General features: G+C 59.8%; 18 protein-coding genes. 4 read left to right on the forward strand and 14 right to left on the reverse strand.

Annotation, left to right across the window (positions count from 1 at the left end):
- Positions 1 to 72: 72 nt before the first annotated feature.
- Complete coding sequence (locus tag SM130_RS06635) at positions 73 to 948, reverse strand: LysR substrate-binding domain-containing protein (protein ID WP_102823867.1); 876 nt, start codon at positions 946 to 948, stop codon at positions 73 to 75.
- A 135-nt stretch (positions 949 to 1,083) separates the two neighbouring features.
- On the opposite strand from SM130_RS06635, the gene SM130_RS06640 reads away from it, so the two are divergent.
- Positions 1,084 to 1,734 (forward strand): DUF998 domain-containing protein, encoded by a 651-nt coding sequence (locus SM130_RS06640; protein WP_272890593.1) that lies wholly within the window; start codon positions 1,084 to 1,086, stop codon positions 1,732 to 1,734.
- A 39-nt stretch (positions 1,735 to 1,773) separates the two neighbouring features.
- Here the strand turns inward: SM130_RS06640 and SM130_RS06645 are convergent, their stop codons facing one another.
- The 3 genes from SM130_RS06645 to SM130_RS06655 form a co-directional block, all read right to left on the reverse strand.
- Positions 1,774 to 2,244 (reverse strand): SEL1-like repeat protein, encoded by a 471-nt coding sequence (locus SM130_RS06645; protein ID WP_102823337.1) that lies wholly within the window; start codon positions 2,242 to 2,244, stop codon positions 1,774 to 1,776.
- Positions 2,245 to 2,532: 288 nt separating this feature from the next.
- Positions 2,533 to 3,021 carry a hypothetical protein gene (locus tag SM130_RS06650; RefSeq protein WP_256044976.1) on the reverse strand — a complete coding sequence of 163 codons (489 nt, stop codon included), beginning with the start codon at positions 3,019 to 3,021 and terminating at the stop codon, positions 2,533 to 2,535.
- Between the two features lie 303 nt (positions 3,022 to 3,324).
- Positions 3,325 to 4,221, reverse strand: a complete 897-nt coding sequence (locus SM130_RS06655) for a LysR family transcriptional regulator (RefSeq protein ID WP_102823339.1) — start codon at positions 4,219 to 4,221, stop codon at positions 3,325 to 3,327.
- A gap of 113 nt (positions 4,222 to 4,334) precedes the next feature.
- Between SM130_RS06655 and SM130_RS06660 the strand changes: the two genes are divergently transcribed.
- Both SM130_RS06660 and SM130_RS06665 read left to right on the forward strand, forming a co-directional pair.
- A complete protein-coding gene (locus SM130_RS06660) occupies positions 4,335 to 4,763 on the forward strand; it encodes a VOC family protein (protein WP_102823340.1) in 429 nt (142 codons plus the stop codon).
- A complete protein-coding gene (locus SM130_RS06665; protein WP_102823341.1) occupies positions 4,760 to 5,347 on the forward strand; it encodes a glutathione S-transferase family protein in 588 nt (195 codons plus the stop codon). The genes SM130_RS06660 and SM130_RS06665 overlap by 4 nt, the downstream gene beginning before the upstream one ends.
- A 56-nt stretch (positions 5,348 to 5,403) precedes the next feature.
- Here SM130_RS06665 and SM130_RS06670 read toward each other — a convergent pair whose 3' ends face one another.
- Entirely contained in the window at positions 5,404 to 6,348 is a 945-nt protein-coding gene (locus tag SM130_RS06670; RefSeq protein ID WP_102823342.1) for a LysR substrate-binding domain-containing protein, read from the reverse strand.
- 326 nt (positions 6,349 to 6,674) lie between these two features.
- Here SM130_RS06670 and SM130_RS06675 point away from each other — a divergent pair, with 326 nt between their 5' ends.
- Entirely contained in the window at positions 6,675 to 7,292 is a 618-nt protein-coding gene (locus tag SM130_RS06675; protein ID WP_102823343.1) for a LysE family translocator, read from the forward strand.
- Positions 7,293 to 7,429: 137 nt separating this feature from the next.
- On the opposite strand, the gene SM130_RS06680 is transcribed toward SM130_RS06675, so the two are convergent.
- The 9 genes from SM130_RS06680 to SM130_RS06720 form a co-directional block, all read right to left on the reverse strand.
- On the reverse strand, positions 7,430 to 8,698 hold the full coding sequence (locus SM130_RS06680) for a carbohydrate porin (RefSeq protein WP_102823344.1): 1,269 nt from the start codon (positions 8,696 to 8,698) through the stop codon (positions 7,430 to 7,432).
- A 164-nt stretch (positions 8,699 to 8,862) separates the two neighbouring features.
- Positions 8,863 to 10,995 carry a PQQ-dependent dehydrogenase, methanol/ethanol family gene (locus tag SM130_RS06685; RefSeq protein WP_102823345.1) on the reverse strand — a complete coding sequence of 711 codons (2,133 nt, stop codon included), beginning with the start codon at positions 10,993 to 10,995 and terminating at the stop codon, positions 8,863 to 8,865.
- Between the two features lie 376 nt (positions 10,996 to 11,371).
- Positions 11,372 to 12,139: a lipoate--protein ligase family protein gene (locus SM130_RS06690; RefSeq protein WP_102823346.1), complete on the reverse strand. Its 768-nt coding sequence runs from the start codon at positions 12,137 to 12,139 to the stop codon at positions 11,372 to 11,374.
- Positions 12,136 to 12,837: a 2-oxo acid dehydrogenase subunit E2 gene (locus SM130_RS06695; RefSeq protein WP_102823347.1), complete on the reverse strand. Its 702-nt coding sequence runs from the start codon at positions 12,835 to 12,837 to the stop codon at positions 12,136 to 12,138. Before SM130_RS06695 ends, SM130_RS06690 begins: the two co-directional genes overlap by 4 nt.
- A gap of 2 nt (positions 12,838 to 12,839) precedes the next feature.
- Complete coding sequence (locus tag SM130_RS06700; RefSeq protein ID WP_102823348.1) at positions 12,840 to 13,073, reverse strand: lipoyl domain-containing protein; 234 nt, start codon at positions 13,071 to 13,073, stop codon at positions 12,840 to 12,842.
- Between the two features lie 5 nt (positions 13,074 to 13,078).
- Complete coding sequence (locus tag SM130_RS06705; protein ID WP_102823349.1) at positions 13,079 to 14,101, reverse strand: alpha-ketoacid dehydrogenase subunit beta; 1,023 nt, start codon at positions 14,099 to 14,101, stop codon at positions 13,079 to 13,081.
- A gap of 13 nt (positions 14,102 to 14,114) precedes the next feature.
- Positions 14,115 to 15,185 (reverse strand): 2,3-butanediol dehydrogenase, encoded by a 1,071-nt coding sequence (locus SM130_RS06710; protein WP_102823869.1) that lies wholly within the window; start codon positions 15,183 to 15,185, stop codon positions 14,115 to 14,117.
- 100 nt (positions 15,186 to 15,285) lie between these two features.
- Positions 15,286 to 16,275 (reverse strand): thiamine pyrophosphate-dependent dehydrogenase E1 component subunit alpha, encoded by a 990-nt coding sequence (locus SM130_RS06715; RefSeq protein ID WP_102823350.1) that lies wholly within the window; start codon positions 16,273 to 16,275, stop codon positions 15,286 to 15,288.
- 25 nt (positions 16,276 to 16,300) lie between these two features.
- A complete protein-coding gene (locus tag SM130_RS06720) occupies positions 16,301 to 17,878 on the reverse strand; it encodes a GMC family oxidoreductase (protein ID WP_102823351.1) in 1,578 nt (525 codons plus the stop codon).
- Positions 17,879 to 17,922: the final 44 nt, after the last annotated feature.

The raw sequence follows: 17,922 nt of genomic DNA on the forward strand, positions 1-17,922 counted from the left end.
CGCAGGTAGGGAAGTCCGCTTTTGGCCGAAATCGGACGAAGTTGCTGGCTAAAGCTCAGGGATGACTGCCAGTTAAGGCCTACTGGAAGCAGACTCTTCCATAAGCCAACGTTTGAAATTCGTCAGTGCAGAAGCGGCATGCGTACTCGGGCGAGTTACCAAGACGTAGCGTTTGCAGAGTTCTTCGAATGCCGGCCAAGGAGCTACAAGCCGGCCTCCAAGCAGTTCCTCCTCAACGTAGCAATTAGGCACGAGCGCCATCCCTATGCCGGCTTTCGCCGCTTCGATCAGCAGCGCATAACGATCATAGGTGGGGCCTGTTGAGTTGGAATCCAGTGGCAACTCAGCAAGCGTTGCATAACGAGCCCAGCTATAGGGGCTCGCGAGCTTGTGAAGTAGCGGCATGCTTTCGGGTAGTTCACTTGCAAGGCGAGGGTGACAGACGGCAACCATCGGTTCTTCAAAGAGCGGCTGTACTCTCATTGTCTGCCAGGCGGGATGGACGTAGTTGATCGCGGCGTGCAAGCCACTATGCTCAAGGGAAAAGGGCTGTGTACGTTCGTGGAGATTCACTTTTATATCGGGGTAACGCGCCTGGAATCGAGGCAGCCTGGGTATCAACCAGCGACTGGCGAATGTGGGAATGACGCCAATTTCCAGCGAGGTACTGCCTCTAGCGTCCGCAACGAGCTGGCGGGTGTGCCGTTCGATATCGGCCAGTGCCGTACGAATGTGCGAAGTATAGTTGTCACCAGCAACTGACAACTCGACGCGATTGCCTATACGGTTGAACAGCCGCGTCCCGAGAAATTCTTCCAGTTTAGATATTTGCCGGCTGATAGCACCTTCGCTGAGCGAGAGCTCCTGTGCCGCTTTGGCAAAGCTCTGATGGCGCGCGGCTGCTTCCAGGGCAAGCATCATAGAGGTGCTTGGCAGACGTCTGCTCATGGTTCCATCCGTGGTTTGAAGGGGGGCGACAGGATGACGCATGCGCAAGCTGCCTTGCAAAAAAATGGTTAGCTCGAATGCATCGGTGATCCCTAGCATGCAGGCACTTTTCGAGAGATGGAGTTGGTAGTCGCCATGACAAGGGAAGGCCGCACCGTGAGCACCTTTGACCGAACTTTACTGTGCTTGGGGCTATTAATTCCCCTCTGGCTCTTTGCGGGCGTGGCGCTAACGTCGCTAAGCTATCCGGGCTACAGCCATATCGATCAGGCGATGAGCCAGTTAGGGGCAGTAGGAGCCCCCACCCATCCGTTCTCCGCCTGGGTGAACAACTTCCCCCTAGGCGTGCTCTTCGTACTTTTTGCTCTGGGTGTTGCTCGGAGGTTCGCTACATCGCGTCTAGCCCAGCTCAGCGCAGCGCTGATACTGATCCACGGTCTGGCAAGTTTTGCTACTGGGGCGTTCTCATGCGATCCGGGATGCGCACCTGCACAACCCTCGCCGTCTCAGCAGGTTCATAACCTGGCAGGACTAGTCATGTTCCTCTCGCTGACGCTGGCGACCGCGCTTTGGGGGGCTCTGAGCAAGAGGCTGCTGTCATCTCCAGCGTTCGGATGGTTCTCAATACTTTGCTTGATCTTTGCCGTCGTGACAGTCGGCTTGATGGCCAAAGCGTTCGACGATGGACATGGATTTGGTTTGCATCAGCGGCTCAATTACACCGTATCCGTGGTTTGGGTCGCGGCATTGGCATGGATTGCCAATCGTGGTGAGTTGGCTTCGTGAGCGCCTGCTGCTGGCCGATATAGCGCCCGAAGCTCGAGACTAGCGGCGGTTTTCGTCGGCGCCATCTAGATAGGCTCGAGCTTCCGCCTGACCAGCAGCAGCTGCGCGCTCAAGCCACTGGCGCCCTGTGATGGGGTCCGCCGCTACGCCTCGCCCCTCGATGAGTGCTACTCCCCAGTGGTATCTCGCAAGATCGACATACGCCGTACCATCCGGCAGGTTAGCACCGAGACGCATGAGTTCTGCCGCCTTTGCGGGATTGGCTTTCCCGCCAACACCGGACTCATGCATCTGCGCCAGCCAGATCATGGAATAAATATCGCTCCACCGAGCAATGCAGTCCTCGAAGATTGCGATCGCCGCCTGATGATCACCGGTCTTTTCTGCGGCGTACCCGTATAGGCATTTAATACGCTTGTTGCTATTGATGTACGCTTCATAGCTTAAATCGCTGGTTTGAGCGAGCGCTGGTGCCGAGATAATGGCGAGGGCAAGCAGATTTCTGTGCATGGTGATTCCATTTGGTTGCGGCCTTCCGTTACGCACGATTGCTATTATTTAATGCGCGCCGCTGTTTCTTAAATGGGTCGTGGGTTTAACTGGTGGGGTCTTTGTTCGATGTGTTGAGTGAAAGGTCAAATTATATATGCGTGTGTGCGAATAAGCCTCTGAGGAGAAGATCTTGTTTTTGGTGTTCCCTGTAGCAGGCAAAGGTATCGGTTAGAGACTTGCTGTCTTCGCGAGATTTTTTTGAACTGGGCTCGTGATTCGTATTGCTGTTGAGCAACTATGCGTTAGTTAAAGGGTGATTGAGGTGCTCGGGTAAAAGAGGGTGTTGGCGACCAGAAGACCGATCCATAGGCCGATTTCGGCCGTCTCCGTAATGGGCTGAATACGCCGGAAGGCCCCGTATACATGGACGATTAGCATCAGCGTGAACACAATGAAGAGAATGTCGAAGGCATAGCTAAAGCTTGTTCCTGTCGTCGATGAGCGCAGCATCGCCGCTTCCACGACCAGAATGAATGCACCCAGGCAGCGACCGAAGTAAATGGCCAGATGTTGATGCTCTGGAATCGTCCAGCGCATCAGCCTTGCCCAGGTGAGTGGCGCTAAGAAGATGGGAAGTGCAAATAACAACGTTGTGCCAATCATTAATGCGGTGATGTATTGGTGGCTGTATTGAGAGTAGTACCCGAGCATGGCGTATATGCCTTCATTGTTGGCGGGGGTTGTTGCTTTTTCCTTGGGGTTTAGTGCGTGCGCATGGGGGTTGAAATTGTGCACCAAATTTACGATGGCCCTGCGAATGTTTCTTGTCAATGTATTTGGTTATAGCTCATGCCAAAGTATAACAAGCGTTAGGATTTTTTTGTTCCGGTGAGGGAGGGAGAACTCCTTTAGTAGTAAGCGAATCGCTATAGATGTGTTTTCCCCGGGTTGGCCGAGCTGGTGCTTCTTTGAACTACGCGTCGAAAAATCTTCTTCTTCTGCACCCCTTTGGTTAGTGCGGCCTAAACTTTCGCTGAAGCGACATTCGCAGTATGCGGCTAGTACTCAAAAACTTTATTGGCCAAATGTAGTTCTGTCCTAATCCAACCCCGGCAAACCCCTCTCCAATCTCGGACACGCCCACTCCACAAACGCCCGCACCCTTGGCGATAGCTGCAAGGCGTGCGGGTAGATGAGTTGGATCGGCAGGTCCTTCGGTTCGTAATCCCTGAGCACCCTTACCAGACGACCATCAGCCAGTTCATCGGCGACCTGATAGTGCATCAGCCGCGTGATGCCCAAGCCTTGCACGCAGGCGAGGCTCGCGGTGCGGATCTGGTTGCAGGTCAGGCGTGGGGTGATTTCTTCGGCCTGTTCCTTTTCGCCGTGGCGGTAGTACCAGTGGCGGCCCTGGGCCGCGAAGAGGATGCAGGCGTGGTTCCTGAGCGCCGCCGGGGTGTCGATGGCGGGGGCGGTGCTCAGGTAGTCCGGGCTGGCGCAGGTGACCAGCCGGGTGCTGCCGATCTGTCGGGCGACCATGGCCGAGTCGGGCAGGTGGCCGATACGCAGGGCGAGGTCGAGGCGTTCGTCGAGCAGCGGGACGATCTGGTCGCTCAGGTTCAGCTCGACGCGGATCTCTGCATGTTCCTTGAGAAAGTCATTCACTAACGGGGCGACGTAACGCTGGCCGAACTCCACTGGCGCGGTGATGCGCAGCAGGCCGCGAACGGTGCCGTCGCTGGCCTCCAGGCGCTGCTCCATGTCGGCGAAGTCCGCCAGCATGCGCCGGCTCCAGGCCAGGTATTCCGCGCCCTCGTCGGTCAGGGCCATGCGCCGGGTGCTGCGGTTCAGCAGGCGCACGCCGAGGTGGCGTTCCAGTGCGGCCAGTGAGCGCACCACCGATGCGACCGACTGCCCGGTGGCGTCGGCGGCCGAGCTCAGGCTGCCGTTGTCGACGATGCGAACGAAGTTGGCCATTGCCTTGAGCTTGTCCATTGCCACCCCTGGATTTGTGCGATTGCTGCATAGATGTTGTCAGGCCCGCGGCATAGGTGAAAACCGCGCGGCGGCTGACACTTCAGGGACTGAGGTCTCTTGGAGTTTCGCACATGAATCAATCAGCCAGTCCCGCCCGCATTCTCGCCTACGACCACATCGGCATTCGTGTCAGCGACCGGCCGCGGGCGATGGCCTTCTACCAGGCGCTGGGCTTCGTCGAGAGCGCGAGCTTTCCGCTCTTCGAGGCGAACGAAATGCTCAGCCCGGATGGCGTGCGCATCAACCTGATCTTCAACGGTGCGCGTGCAGCTGATGCGCACAACGTCCTGCTGGATGCGCCGGTCAAGCGGCCCGGCATGACCCATCCGGCGTTTATCGTCGATGACCTTGCGGCGCTCCAGCACTGGCTCGAGGCGCAGGGCATCGTCATCACCGAGGGGCCGCATCCCATCGGCCCGCGGCGGATCGCGCTGTTTATCCGCGACCCGGACGGCAACGTTCTCGAATTCAATCAGCTCATCAGAGGAGGTGCGCAATGAAACTGTACGACCTGGGTCCGTCCGGCAACTGCTACAAGGTGCGGCTGTTCGCTGCGCTGGCAAACATCGACCTTGAACTGGTAGCCGTGGATTTCGCCAATGGCGCGCACAAGAAGCCGCCGCTGTCCGAGCTGAACCCGCTGGGGCAGTTGCCGATTCTGGATGATGGCGGGTATATCGTCCGCGACTCGCAGGCCATTCTGGTTTACCTCGCCGGTACTTACGGTGGCCTGGCGTGGTGGCCGGACAATCCGCGCGGGCAGGCGGAGATTGTGCAGTGGCTGTCCTTCACCGCGAACGAGATTCAGCAGAGCCTGAATGCGGCGCGGCTGGTGCAGAAGTTCGGCTATCCGCTGGACAAGGCCGCGGCGCTGGAAAAGGCACCGGCGGTGCTCAAGCTGCTCGACGATCATCTGCAGCGTCACGACTGGCTGGCGATCGACCGGCCGACCATCGCCGATTGCGCGGTCTACCCCTACGTGGTGCTGGCGCCGGAAGGGGATGTGGACCTGAAGCCGTACAGCCATGTCGCCCGCTGGATGGAGCGGCTGGAAGCGTTGCCGGGTTATCTGCCCAAGCCCTGAGTGTCGATCAGGTAGGCAGGTCTACTGACAAAACCGCTGTCGGTCAGCATTCCGAGTTATGGCCTATAAGAAAATACCGCGGGATGTGGGCTGCTCGTCGAGTTAGCTGTTGGCGGCAGCTCACCACCCATAAGCTCAATGTAGTGATCAAGTTGTTCCGTTATCCAGCTCTTGAATATATTGCGCTTGGAACTTTCATCAAAAGCATTGGGTGATAAAAGGCAATATGTTGAACCGTCTCTAATAAAGCCATACGGCGCGACTAGCTGGCCGGACTCCAGTTCGGCTTGAACCATAAATAGGGACGCCATGCCCACTCCTAATCCTGACGTCGCCGCCTGAATGGACAGGTAGAAATGCTCATAGTCGACCTTTATAGAGCCAGAGAGATCCACTCCCGTAAGGCGTAGCCAATTATCCCATGCCATCGGGCGAGTCTTGCTGTGTAACAGACTTAATTTGTCTAGCCGTTTCTTGTCGGGAGTATTCGGCGGCGTACAAACCGGCCCGATCCACTCTTCGCAAATTTTCACGCTATGAACAGAATTGCCCCAGTGAAAGTCATCGCGGCGGATTGCGAGATCAGCCCCTGAGCGGGCGAAATCAATCGGCCCGCCGGCGGCCAATAATTGGATTTGCAGGTTCGGATGCGCTTCATGAAAAGCAGGTAGTCGAGGGATCAGCCACTTCATGGCGATGGTGGGCTCACAGGAAAGCACAAGGACGTCTTCCCGACCTTCCCGCTGCAATCGATAAACCACATCTTCCAGCTGATCGAACAGGGGTGCTGTCACGTTAAGAAGGAGTTGGCCTGCCTGGTTGAGAAATATTGCCCTGTTACGCCGATCAAATAACTCGACCCCGATAGCATCCTCCAGCAGCCGCACCTGACGACTAACGGCGCCGTGAGTTACGTGCAGTTGCTCAGCTGCTTTGACGAAGCTCTGAGTTTTGGCTGCAACAGTGAAAAACCGGAACGAAGCTAGCGGAGGTAAATTCATATAGACGACGTTTTCTCACAGATATCAGAAACGATAAATCGTTTTTTTAATTGCTTTAAGGTCCGCAAGATTGCAGCAGCCACTTGAGCCAAAGCGGTGGTATGCCCATCAGGAGGACCTATGAACGACCGACGTAGCGATTTGCAAAATGCTTTCATGTTTCACCCTCAGCCCCAAGCCACGTCGTCAAAGATCGGTGATCTGCGCGAAAAAGTAGCACAAAATAAAACTATTCTCCCTTCTGTCCAACCGGATGTCGTGAAACTGCCTCGCGGGCGGCACCGAACTGACGATCGCCACGCATCTCGGGTTCTCAGAGGATTCGCATGAGTGAATTGCTCGCGGTTGCCGCTATCACCGTTCTAGCTGTAATCAGTCCAGGTCCCGACTTTGCCATGGTAACTCGCAACAGTTATTCGTTCGGGCGGAAGAATGGCTTGACGGCTGCGCTAGGTATTGCGTGTGGTGTGCAAGTTCATGTCTTTTACACGGTATTCGGGATTGCCGTGATAATCACCAGTTCACCCATATTGTTCCTGGGTATGAAGTCGCTCGGCGCCGGCTACCTGATTTATTTAGGTGTCAGGTCGTTAACGAATTCTGGAGCCTTCACGATAGGGAAAGCTGACGGACGCGAACCTACAGCTTGGGGGGCGTTTCGGACTGGTTTTTTCACTAATGCGCTCAATCCTAAAACGATGTTTTTTGTGGTGGCAGCTTATAGTCAGGTCGTGCGAGCGGATAGCTCTCCATTCGTTAATTTTGCTTACGGTTTATTCATGTCGTTGTCTCACTTCGTTTGGTTTAGCTTAGTGGCGGTATTCTTTTCCGCTGAAGCCATGCGTAGACGCATACTGAGAAAGCAGCACATTGTTGATCGGGTTATTGGTGCGGCATTGATTGGTCTTGGCGCAAGCTTAGTGTTACCAGGATTGGGATCGTGATATAGCGCAGCTTATGAAAATAAGTTTTCTTAACCTAGTGTTCGTTTTAGCTCCAGAAAGTGCCGCCGGTCAGATCGACGACGGCAACGGTTCGGGCGACCGGTCTTCCGTCCAGGTCGCCTTTTCTTATTTGCTGCTCAGAAACTGACCACCGTCTTCAGCCCGACGACCACGACGTCTCGCGCCTCGTCGAGCCCGCCTGGCCGGTGGAAGTACTGGACGTTCGGCGTCAGCGAGATGGCCGGCGTCAGGGCGACGCGGTAGTAGAGTTCGGCGGGGTATTCCACGTCAGGCACCGGCTCGCCCTGTTCGCGCAGGTGCTTGCGGGCGTCGTCGTTGATTTCCAGGCGGCCGAGGCCCAGGCCGAGCTCGTCATTCGGGCGCGAAGCGAAGGGGGCGGAGAGGATGCCGCCAACCTGCCAGATGCGCTCGATATAGGTCACGTCCGGGTCGGACTGGATGAAGTTGGCGAACAGCTTCAACCGACGTTCGGCCACCGCGCTGCTCTGCCAAAGCTGTTGTTCGGCCATCAGGTAGCCGCCAGTGGCTTGGTCGTGTTCGGCGGCTGGCGCGCCGGAAAGCGCCATCGGCCGGCCGGCAGCGTCACGGTAGATGTCCGCGAAGTCGCCGGTATTGCGCCAGAGGCCCAGGCGATAGGCGCCGGGTTGACCGGAGAAGGTCGGCGTCCAGCCCAGTTCAGCGACTGCGTGGTAGCCGGTGGTGCCGGACGGGCTGCCGAAATTCAGGCCCTGCTCGCGCTCGGTGAAACGCGGGTTGACCTGATAAAGCGCGGTCTGCAGCGACCACTCTGCGTCCAGCTGGTAACGCGCGGTGGCGCCCCATTGGCTGATCGGCCAGGTGAACCAGTTGGGCGTGATGTAGCCGGGCACCGTGCCGCAGAAGCCGAGGTTCTGAAACGGGCAGGCGAAGGGGAATATCTCGCCGCTCATGGGCAGGCGGCCGAGCTTGACCAGCAGGCGGTCGTCCAGCAGTGCTTGCTGGTAATAGAACTGCACCAGTCGGGTGACGCTTCCGTAGCCGTGAATTTCCTGGGGTTGCAGCAGGACGCCGAGGTCGGCCTCGGCGTTGAGGTTCTCGCCGTTGCGGTTGACCACGCTGAAGCGGAATCCGGCGCCGGACCAGCCCAGCAGTTTCTCCAGGTCTAGCGCGGCATCGAACATCAGCTGATCGGAGTAGGTGCCGGTGTGGTCATCGCCGCCCTGGGTGTTCCAGGCCAGCTCGTTGACGTAGGTGATCTGCAGGTCAACGCCGGCCTCATGCAGACGGGTACGGCTGCCGTTCCAGTCGCCGAAGAGGAACTGATCGGGTGAATACTCGGCCGCGTGGGCAGAAGTGAACAGGCAGGCGGCGAGAACGCCGCTGCCGAAGCGCAGGCTTGTTGTCATTGTTCTAATCCTTGGGATGTAACGATGCGGGGTGCAGCGAATACCGTTAGCCGCAATGCCTGTGGGCATTCACGGTATTCGCGTGCGTTTCTGCTCAGTGGTAACGCCTGGCTATGTAGGCGTTACTGGTTCAAGTGTTGAGTTGGCGATTGACCGTTGCCGGCTTAATGTCCGCCGCCCGACTTCACACCATCGCGCGCTTGCCGACGAACAAAATGGCGAATGTTTTCCAGCTCTGCATCTGACAAATCTGGAAACTTAGGCATGCCGTTGGCAAGTAACGCGCCACCGCGCACAACACTCTCAAACGCCTTTTCACTGCCTTTGAGCAATATCGGCGACTCCCGCAGATCGGGTGCTTTCATACCCGCTACAGCTCCGGCGCCATGACAGCCAACACAGAGGTTTTCCGCAAAGACACCCGCGCCGGCCTCTGCCTTTTTGGCATCGACTTCAAACTTCTCATCGATAATCGGCTTGGCGAGCTGCGGTGCAGGCTGTTCAGGAACAACCGCTTTCCCATCAAGGGAGAACGTCATGATCCGGCGCTCATGGGCACCGTATTTCCAGCCATGGCTTTCAAAGCCCAGTTCACCGGAGCCGCCGAAGTTGGAGGCTAATGCACCACCAGGGCCCACTAGAAGGGCAATCATCTGCTTGCCATCCAGCTTGTAGGTAATCGGTGGCGCAGAGATACCCAGGCCCACGTCATAGGACCAAAGGACCTTTCCGGTACGAGCGTCGTAAGCGTTGAACATGCCATCAGGCTGGCCTTGGAAAACCAGGTTGCCGGCCGTAGTCAACGTTCCAGCACCCCACGGGCTCTTTTGATTTACTTGCCATACACGCTTGTTCTTGACCGGGTCCCAAGCCTGCAGGGAGCCCCGTGATTCATGTGGATCTTTGGTAAGTTCCCAGCCGGTCAGCCCCAGGTAGAGTTTGTGGCTCGCCATTTTATGACCGGGCTTCGTGTCTTTGCCGTCGTCCTTGAAAGTGTTACCTAAATGGTTGGTTGGGATAAATGCAAGATTTAACTCGGGGTTATAAGACATTGCATGCCATGAGTGAGCGCCAAATGCCGATGGATAGATATTTTTCTCGCCGTCAGGATATCTAGCGTCATCCGCAACAATGTGGCGCTGTTCTTTTAGGTCGTACTTGGTTGACCAGTTAGCATCTGTGAATTTTTCAGCAGACAGAACCTTGCCGTTTGAGCGGTCGATCGTATAGAAGAAGCCGTTCTTCGGCGCATGCAATACAGCATCGACATCTTTGCCATCAATTTTTAAATCGGCCAGCACGATGTCCATGTTCGAGTTGTAGTCCCAGGTGTCGCCTGGTGCAGTCTGGACGTGCCATTTGTATTCGCCTGTATCCGCGTCTACGGCTACGACAGAACACAGGAACAGGTTATCGCCACCCTCTGGGCTACGAATCTTGATATTCCATGGCCCACCGTTACCGGTACCAAAGATAAGCTGGTTGTATTTCTCGTCATACGTCCAGCCATGCCAGGCATTACCACCGCCGCCGTTTTCCCACCACCGGCCAGTCCAGGTTTTAGCGGCCGTTTCCTGAGCGGCGTCCTCGAACCCATCTGCGGGATTGCCAGGAACGATATAAAAACGCCAAACCTGTTTGCCCGTTTCAGTGTCATAAGCGGTGACATAACCGCGCATCGGGCCAAGTTCTGTTCCGCCATTGCCTACAAATACCTTGCCATCGAAGGCCTTGGGATGACCTGTAATATTCAACGGCTGGTCGTGATCGAAGGTTCGGGTCTGCCAAACTTCCTTGCCGTCTTTTCTGGAGATCGCAATCAGACGACCGTCCCAGGTGGCGATGAATAGCTTGTCACCATAGGTTGAAAGGCCGCGGTTATGGCTCCAGAAAACCTTCTTCATGTTGTTGTCGATAATCTCTTTGGAAACTTTTGGATCATATTCCCAAAGCATCTTGCCCGTGCGTGCATCGAACGCACGTGTTTTGTTCATTTCACCAACGTAATACATGACGCCATCGACAACCAAAGGTGTTCCGACGATATCGGAGCGATCCGGCAGCGGCGCGTACCATTCAGGCTTGAGCCCGCTGACGTTCTCTACGTTGATGTCTTTGAGGGGGCTGAATCGCTGTTCGGAGTGTGTCCGCCCGTAAGCCAGCCAATCGCTGGTGTTCGACTCGTCAGACAATTCCTTGTCGGTAATGACTCTGTCTGATGCATGCAGTGGCGTGACCGCAAGAAGCGAGGCCGCCATGATTATCTGTACCCTTAAACTCGACTGTTTGAATTTCATTTTTATTATTTCCTTGTATGGGGTTGTTTCTCGTTTCAGGCATTCCTTAAACGAGCGTCCGCTGCTAAAACTCTTCTGATATTTGTTTTATTTGTAAAAACGACTTCCTATGTTGCGCTCTGTAATAGCGGGCAACATGACGTGCGCGTATATCACTGCTTTTCAGGTTTGTTATTTAAACTGCAATAACTACAGGTCTGGTTTGTTTGCGCGTTAGTTTCCAGCGTTAGTGGTGGTTGCGCCGCTGCGGTAACGCTTCGCAGAGAGTTGCTGTATATCGCGCTGGCTGGACAGGCTGCCTTGGGGCGGGGTGGGATGCCTCATGGTGTTTCCTCCGATGCATGGCGGGCCGAATTGCCTGCCGGGTTGTTGTTATTCAAAGCAAGGGGGAGTGCCGTCCGGCGGCGAGGCCTTCGGGCGGATAGGCGCTGGCGCGGGCGCCGAGTTCCAGGCCCTGCCAGGCGAGGACGCGCTGGTAGCACTCGGGCAGGGTTGTGGCGGTTGCCCAGGCATCGGCCAGCCGCTCGGCGAGCGCCAGATGGCTTTCGGCCTGGCAGCGCAGGTCGCTGGCGCAGGCGTGATAGAAGCGGTTCACCACGTCGGCCATCGGCTCGCGCCAGTCTTCGATCAGCAGCGCGGCATGCGCCAGCACCACCGGGCGACCGTCACGGCTGCGCCGCCAGCGTTGGGCGGTGCCGGCCAGCTTGCGGCCCTCCAGGGTGAGGTTGAAGCGGCCGTCGCAGAATGCACCCTGCACCGCGCCCACACCGGCCTTGAGGCCGTTCTCCGCCAGCCACAGCGCCAGGGGTTCGAGCAGCCGTTCATAGGCGATGTCGATGCGCTTACCGACCTCGTCACCGGCCGGCAGGGCGCAGGCCAGGGCGATATTTAGCACCGCCGATGATTGCGGCACCGGCTCGCCGCCGGTGTCGCGCAGCAGGATCGGCCAGCCCTGGGCCGCGCAGCGTTGGCTGGCCAGGGCGAGACCGGGCCGGCGCTCGAAGCTACCGGGCATCACCAGCGCCTGGCCGGTGGGGCGCCAAAGCAGCAGCTGGCAGTCGAACAGGCCGTCGCAGACGCGCTGCAACAAGGCCCGCTCGGCATTCAGGCCGGCGCCCACGCTGAACCGGGCGATGCCGTTCATGCCGCGTACTCCTCGATACGCCGGCACAGATCATCGAGAAACTCCGCCGCGGGCGAGCCGTTGACGGCGCGATGGTCGAAGGTCAGCGACAGGCCCATCCACTCGACTTCCACCAGTTCGCCGCTGGGCCCGAGTTCCAGCCGCCGCTGAATGCCGCCGACACCCAGGATCGCCACCTGTGGCGGATTGAGGATTGGCGTGAAGTGGTGCACCCGCGACAGCCCCAGGTTGGAGACGGTGAAGGTGGCGCCGGTCAGTTCCTTGACCGACAGCTTGCCGGCCAGGGCTTTGTCTACCAGCGCCTTGCGCGCCAGGCACAGGCTTTCGCCGTCCAGCTGTTCGGCGTCGAACAGCGCCGGGGCGACCAGCAGATCGCCCGGCAGCGGAATGGCGAGACCCAGGTGCACCGCCGCGTGCTGGTGAATCACCTCGTCCTCCAGCGTGGCATTGAGCCCGGGATGGGCCTGCAGCGTCTCGATCACCTTGAGCAGCAACAGGTCCTGCACGGACACCGCGCTGCCCTCGGCCTTCAGCTCGGCGCGACGGGTTTTCAGCGCATCCAGCCGGCATTCGGCGTGGTGGGTCAGCTGCGCGGTGGTCTGCAGGCTTTCGTGCATCTTCGCCGCGATCATCTTACGCATGCCCTTGAGCGGCACCCGTTCGGGCGCGCGCTCGGGCAGGATCTCCAGTCGAGTCATGGCTAATCCACCTGGCCGATGACCGCACCCTTGGCGATCACCGCGTCTTCTTCTTCGATGATCTTCAGCACGCCGGCAGCCGGCGCTTCGATCTCGAACTGGGCCTTTTCCGACATGACCTCGGCGACCAGGTCACCGGCGGCCACTTCGGCGCCGTCGCTGACTAGCCAGGAGGTGATCACCGCTTCGGCGTCGCCTTCCCAGAGGTCGTCTGCAATCACGATGGGGGTACTCATAAACGTCATTCCTTATGCATGGCGTGGTAGGCGGCCACGATCTTGTCCGCGTTGGGCAGCGCCCACTGCTCCATGACCGGGGTGAAGGGGATGGGGATGTCGGGGAATGCCACCCGCTGCGGGCGCGCCTTGAGCATGCCGATGTCGTGCTCGACGACGCTGGCGATGATCTCGCCGCTGACGCCGAAGCTGTGGTAGTCCTCGTCGATCACGATCAGCCGGCCGGTTTTGCGGACCGAAGCGATGACGTGCTCGCGGTCCAGCGGCACCAGGCTGCGCAGGTCGATGACCTCGGCACTGATGCCGCCCTTCTCCAGCTGCGCAGCCGCGCGCAGAGCGTGGTGTACGCCGGCACCGAGGCTGACCAGGCTGACATCACTGCCTTCACGTACCGTCTTGGCCTTGCCGATCTCGACGATGTAGGGCTCTTCTGGCACCGGCACCGTGGCGCCTTTCTCGGTGCCCAACCAGCCCATGCCCTGCAGTGACTTGTGGAAGAGGTAGACCACCGGGTTGTCGTCGCGAATCGCCGCGGTCATCAGACCCTTGGCGTCATAGGCATTGCTCGGCACCACCACCTTCATGCCCGGCAGGTGGGCGAAGGTGCCGTAGAGGCATTGCGAGTGCTGGGCGGCGTCCGAGTAGCCGGCGCCGGTGGAGGCCATCAGCACCATGGGCACCGGCACCTTGCCGCCGGAGAAGTAGGTGTTTTTGGCCATCAGGTTGTAGATGGCGTCCATGCAGACACCGAAGAAGTCGACGAACATCAGCTCGACGATGGGCCGCATGCCGTCCGAGGCGGCGCCCACGGCGGCACCGATGAAGGCGGTCTCGGAGATCGGCGTGTCGCGGATGCGCGTCTTGCCGAACTCGTCATACAGCCCACGGGTGTTGCCGAACACGCCGCCGAGCTGGCCGATGTCCTCGCCCATCACGAACACCTTCGGGTCCTGGCGCATTTCCTGCGCCACGGCTTCGGCCATGGCGCGGGCCACGGTTAGCTTTCTTTCTTTTACTGCTGTGGTCATGGGGTTCTCCTGCTCAGCCGGCCAGCGCGCCGGGGCTGACGATGATCTTGACGTTGCGGTCCTTGTGGTTGGCCAACTCCTCGAAGCCTTGTTCGAGGATGTTGTCCAGGCCGATGCGGCCGGTGATCAGCGGCGTGACGTCGATGCGCCCGTCGTCGATCAGGGCGATGACATCGGCGAATTCGCCGGCATAGGCGAGCGAGCCGATCACTTGTTTCTCGGTGGCGACGATCTCGAAGAAGTTGAACTCCGAAGGTTCTTCGAAGATGCCGATCATCACGCAGCGGCCGGCCTTGCGAATGACGTCGATGGCCAGCTTGGCGGTGGACTTGTGACCAATGCACTCGAATGACACGGCAGCGCCGTAACCGCCGGTGAGCGCCTTGATTTCGGCCAGGGCGTCGCACTCGCTGGGGTCGATGACCCGGTTGGCACCAACTTCTAGCGCCTTGGCCTTGCGTGCGGCGGACATTTCCAGGGCGATCACCTGGCCTGCGCCGGCGGCCTTGGCGCACATGATGGTGCACAGGCCGATGGTGCCGGCGCCGACTACCACCACCGTCTCGCCGAGCAGGCTGCCGGCCTTCTTCACCGCGTGCATGCCAACCGCCAGTGGCTCGATCAGCGCGCCGGCTTCCATTGGAAAGCCCTCCGGCAGGCGGTAGAGCAGCTCGGCCGGCACGTTGACCAATTCGGCGAAGGCGCCGTTGTTCATCAACCCGGTGAAGGCCAGCTGCTCGCAGAGGTTGTACTGCCCGGTCTTGCAGAAGCGGCACTGCCCGCAATGCTGGCAGGCATCGGCGGCGACCTTGTCGCCCGCGGCGTAGCCCTCCACACCGTCGCCCAGGGCGACGATCTCGCCGCAGAACTCGTGGCCGAGGATGCATTGGCCCTTGATGCCGGTGAGCGGGTGCGGCGCATCCACCGGAATGAACACCGGGCCGGCGAGATATTCGTGCAGATCGGAGCCACAGATTCCGCACCAGTGCACGCGAATCTGTACCCAACCCGGTTGCGGCGCGCCGGGCAGTGGAACCTGTTCCAGGCGAATGTCCTTGCGGCCGTGCCAGACGGCGGCGGTCATGGTGGCTTGGCTATTCATGGGGGTGTTCCTCTTGTTGTTCTGCTGGGGGCTGTGTTCGCGAGCAAGCTCGCTCCTTTCGGGGCCGTGGTGGCCGCGTGCGTTACACGAACACCTTTTCCATCGCCTCTTCTGGACGGGGGTAGGGGCTTTCGCGGGCGAACTGCACGGCTTCGTCGATGCGGCCGCGGGCACGTGCCGCGATGTCTTCGGCCTGCGCCTCGCTCAGCACGCCTTCATCGAGCAGGCGCTGGCGGTAGCCGGGAATCGGGTCCTTTTTCATCAGGCTGTCCTTCTCGCCCTCGGGGCGGTAGGTTTCGCCGTCGCCCATGAAGTGGCCGGCCAGGCGGTAGGTCTCGATCTCGATGAGGGTCGGGCCGCCACCGGCACGGGCGCGCTCGATGGCTTCGCCGGCGGCGCGGAACACGCCGTCCGGGTCGTTGTTCTCGACGAACACGCCAGGCATGCCGTAGGCCGCCGCGCGCACGTGGTGCTGCGCGATGCAGGTGGCGCTGGCCTTGGCCACCGAGATGCCCCAGGCGTTGTCCTCGATGACGAACACCACCGGCAGCTTCCACAGCGCCGCGAGGTTCAGCGTTTCGTGGAAGGCACCCTGGTTGGCCGCGCCCTCGCCGATAAAGGAGACGGCCACGCCGGGCTTGCCCTGCATCTGCCGCGACAGCGCCGCGCCGACCGCTGGGCCCATGCCCTCGGCGATAATCCCCGAGCAGGAGAAATTCACCCGGCCATCGAACAGGTGCATGTGCCCGCCGCGGCCGCCAGACAGGCCGGTGGCCTTGCCGAAGATCTCGGCCATCATCTCGTTGAGGTCGACGCCCTTGGCCACGGCGATGTGGTGCGGGCGGTGGGTGGCGGTGACGATGTCCGCAGCCTCGAGGTGGGCGCAGACGCCCACGGCGCAGGGCTCCTGGCCATTGGAAAGGTGCATTTCGCCTGGGATCGGCCCCTTGGCCATGTTGAACACCGGCGTCTTGCCTTCCATGTAGATGCGCTCGATGGATTCCTCCATGTAGCGGCTGGTCAGCATCTGCTCGTACATCCACAGGCGCTGCGAGTTGTTGGGCTGGGTCATGGGTGGACTCCCTTGTAGTGGCGGGTCAGATCGCACGTTCGTTGAGCAGACGGCCGATCTGCTCGGCCTGGCGCAGTGCCAGCGCGACGATGGTGAGGGTGGGGTTCTGGCCGCCGCTGGTAGTGAACTGGCTGCCATCGGAAACGAAAAGGTTAGGAATGTCGTGGCTCTGGCCCCACTTGTTCACCACGCCGTCACGCGCTTTAGCACTCATGCGGTTGGTGCCCATGTTGTGGCTGGCGGGGTAGGGCGGCAGCTCGATGATGTCGGTGGCGTCGGCGGCCTCGTAGCACTTCGCCGTGGCGGCGACGCCGTGTTTGCGCATGGCGGCATCCATTGGGTGATCGCTCTTGGTCACCACCGGAATCGGCAGGCCGTACTGGTCCTTCTCGCTGCCGTGCAGAGTGATGCGGTTGTTTTCCAGCGGCAGGTCTTCGCCGCACAGCCAGACCCCGGACAAGTGGTTGTACTTCTCCATCCGCGAGGTGAACTGACGGCCCCAACCCTTGGGCGTGGGGTCGAGGAAGGCGGAGAGGAAGGGCAGGCCGAGGGCGAGGATTTCCAGGCGATAGCCGCCGACGAAGCCGCGCGACGGGTCGTTGTAGGATTCGTCGGAGATGACGCCGGCGCAGGTAGTGCCGCGGTGCATGTTCACCGGCTTGGGCATCACCGCGAAGATGCCGGCGGTGGTGTGGGTCATGTAGTTGCGCCCGACCTGGCCGGAGGAGTTGGCCAGCCCGTCTGGGAACATCGCCGAGGCGGAGTTGAGCAACAGCCGCGGCGACTCGATGGAGTTGCCCGCCACGCAGACCACCCGGGCCTTCTGCCGCTGAATGCTGCCCTCGGCGTCGGCATAGACCACGGCACTGGCGCGGCCCTTGGCGTCATGCTCGATGCGCAGCACCATCGACTGCGGGCGCACTTCGCAGTAGCCGCTGGCCTCGGCGCGGGGGATGTCGGTGTAGAGCGTCGACCACTTCGCGCCCATCTTGCAGCCCTGCATGCAGAAGCCAAGCTGCTGGCAGGCGGCACGGTCATCGTAGGGCTCGGTGTTGATCGCCATCGGCCCGGAGAGGATCTCCTTGTAGCCGACCCGCTTGGCGCCGGTGGCCAGTACCTTGAAGGAGTTGTGCCACGGGTGATAAGCCATGCCGGTGCTTGGCCCGGTCACACCCATGTGCTTCTCGGCCTTCTCGTACCAGGGCGCCATCTCGTCCAGCGTCACCGGCCAGTCGAGCAGGTTGGCGCCGGCGATGTCGCCATTGATGCTCTGCATCTTGAATTCGAAGTCACGAAAGCGCAGGGCGATGCCGGCCCAATGCACCGTGCTGCCGCCGACGCCCTTGACGATCCAGGCGGGCAGGGTCGGGTTGTTCTCGGCCAGGTGCCAGCCACCGGCGGCCTGGCGTTTGTCGAGCCAGGAGATCTTCTTGAACATCGCCCACTCGTCGTTCTCGATGTCCTCCAGCGTGTGGCGCTTGCCGGCCTCCAGCACCACGCTGCGAATCTTCTGCTTGGCCAGCGCGTTCGCGAGCGTCCCGCCGCCGGCACCGGAGCCGATGATCACCACGACGCCATCGTCGTCCTGGGCAAAAGTTGCCATGGAGATGTTCCTCATCTTGTTCTTGTTGTTGTTTCGTTGGCGAT

The sequence above is a fragment of the Stutzerimonas stutzeri genome, assembly GCF_038561965.1.
In the GTDB taxonomy this organism is placed as follows: domain Bacteria; phylum Pseudomonadota; class Gammaproteobacteria; order Pseudomonadales; family Pseudomonadaceae; genus Stutzerimonas; species Stutzerimonas stutzeri_AA.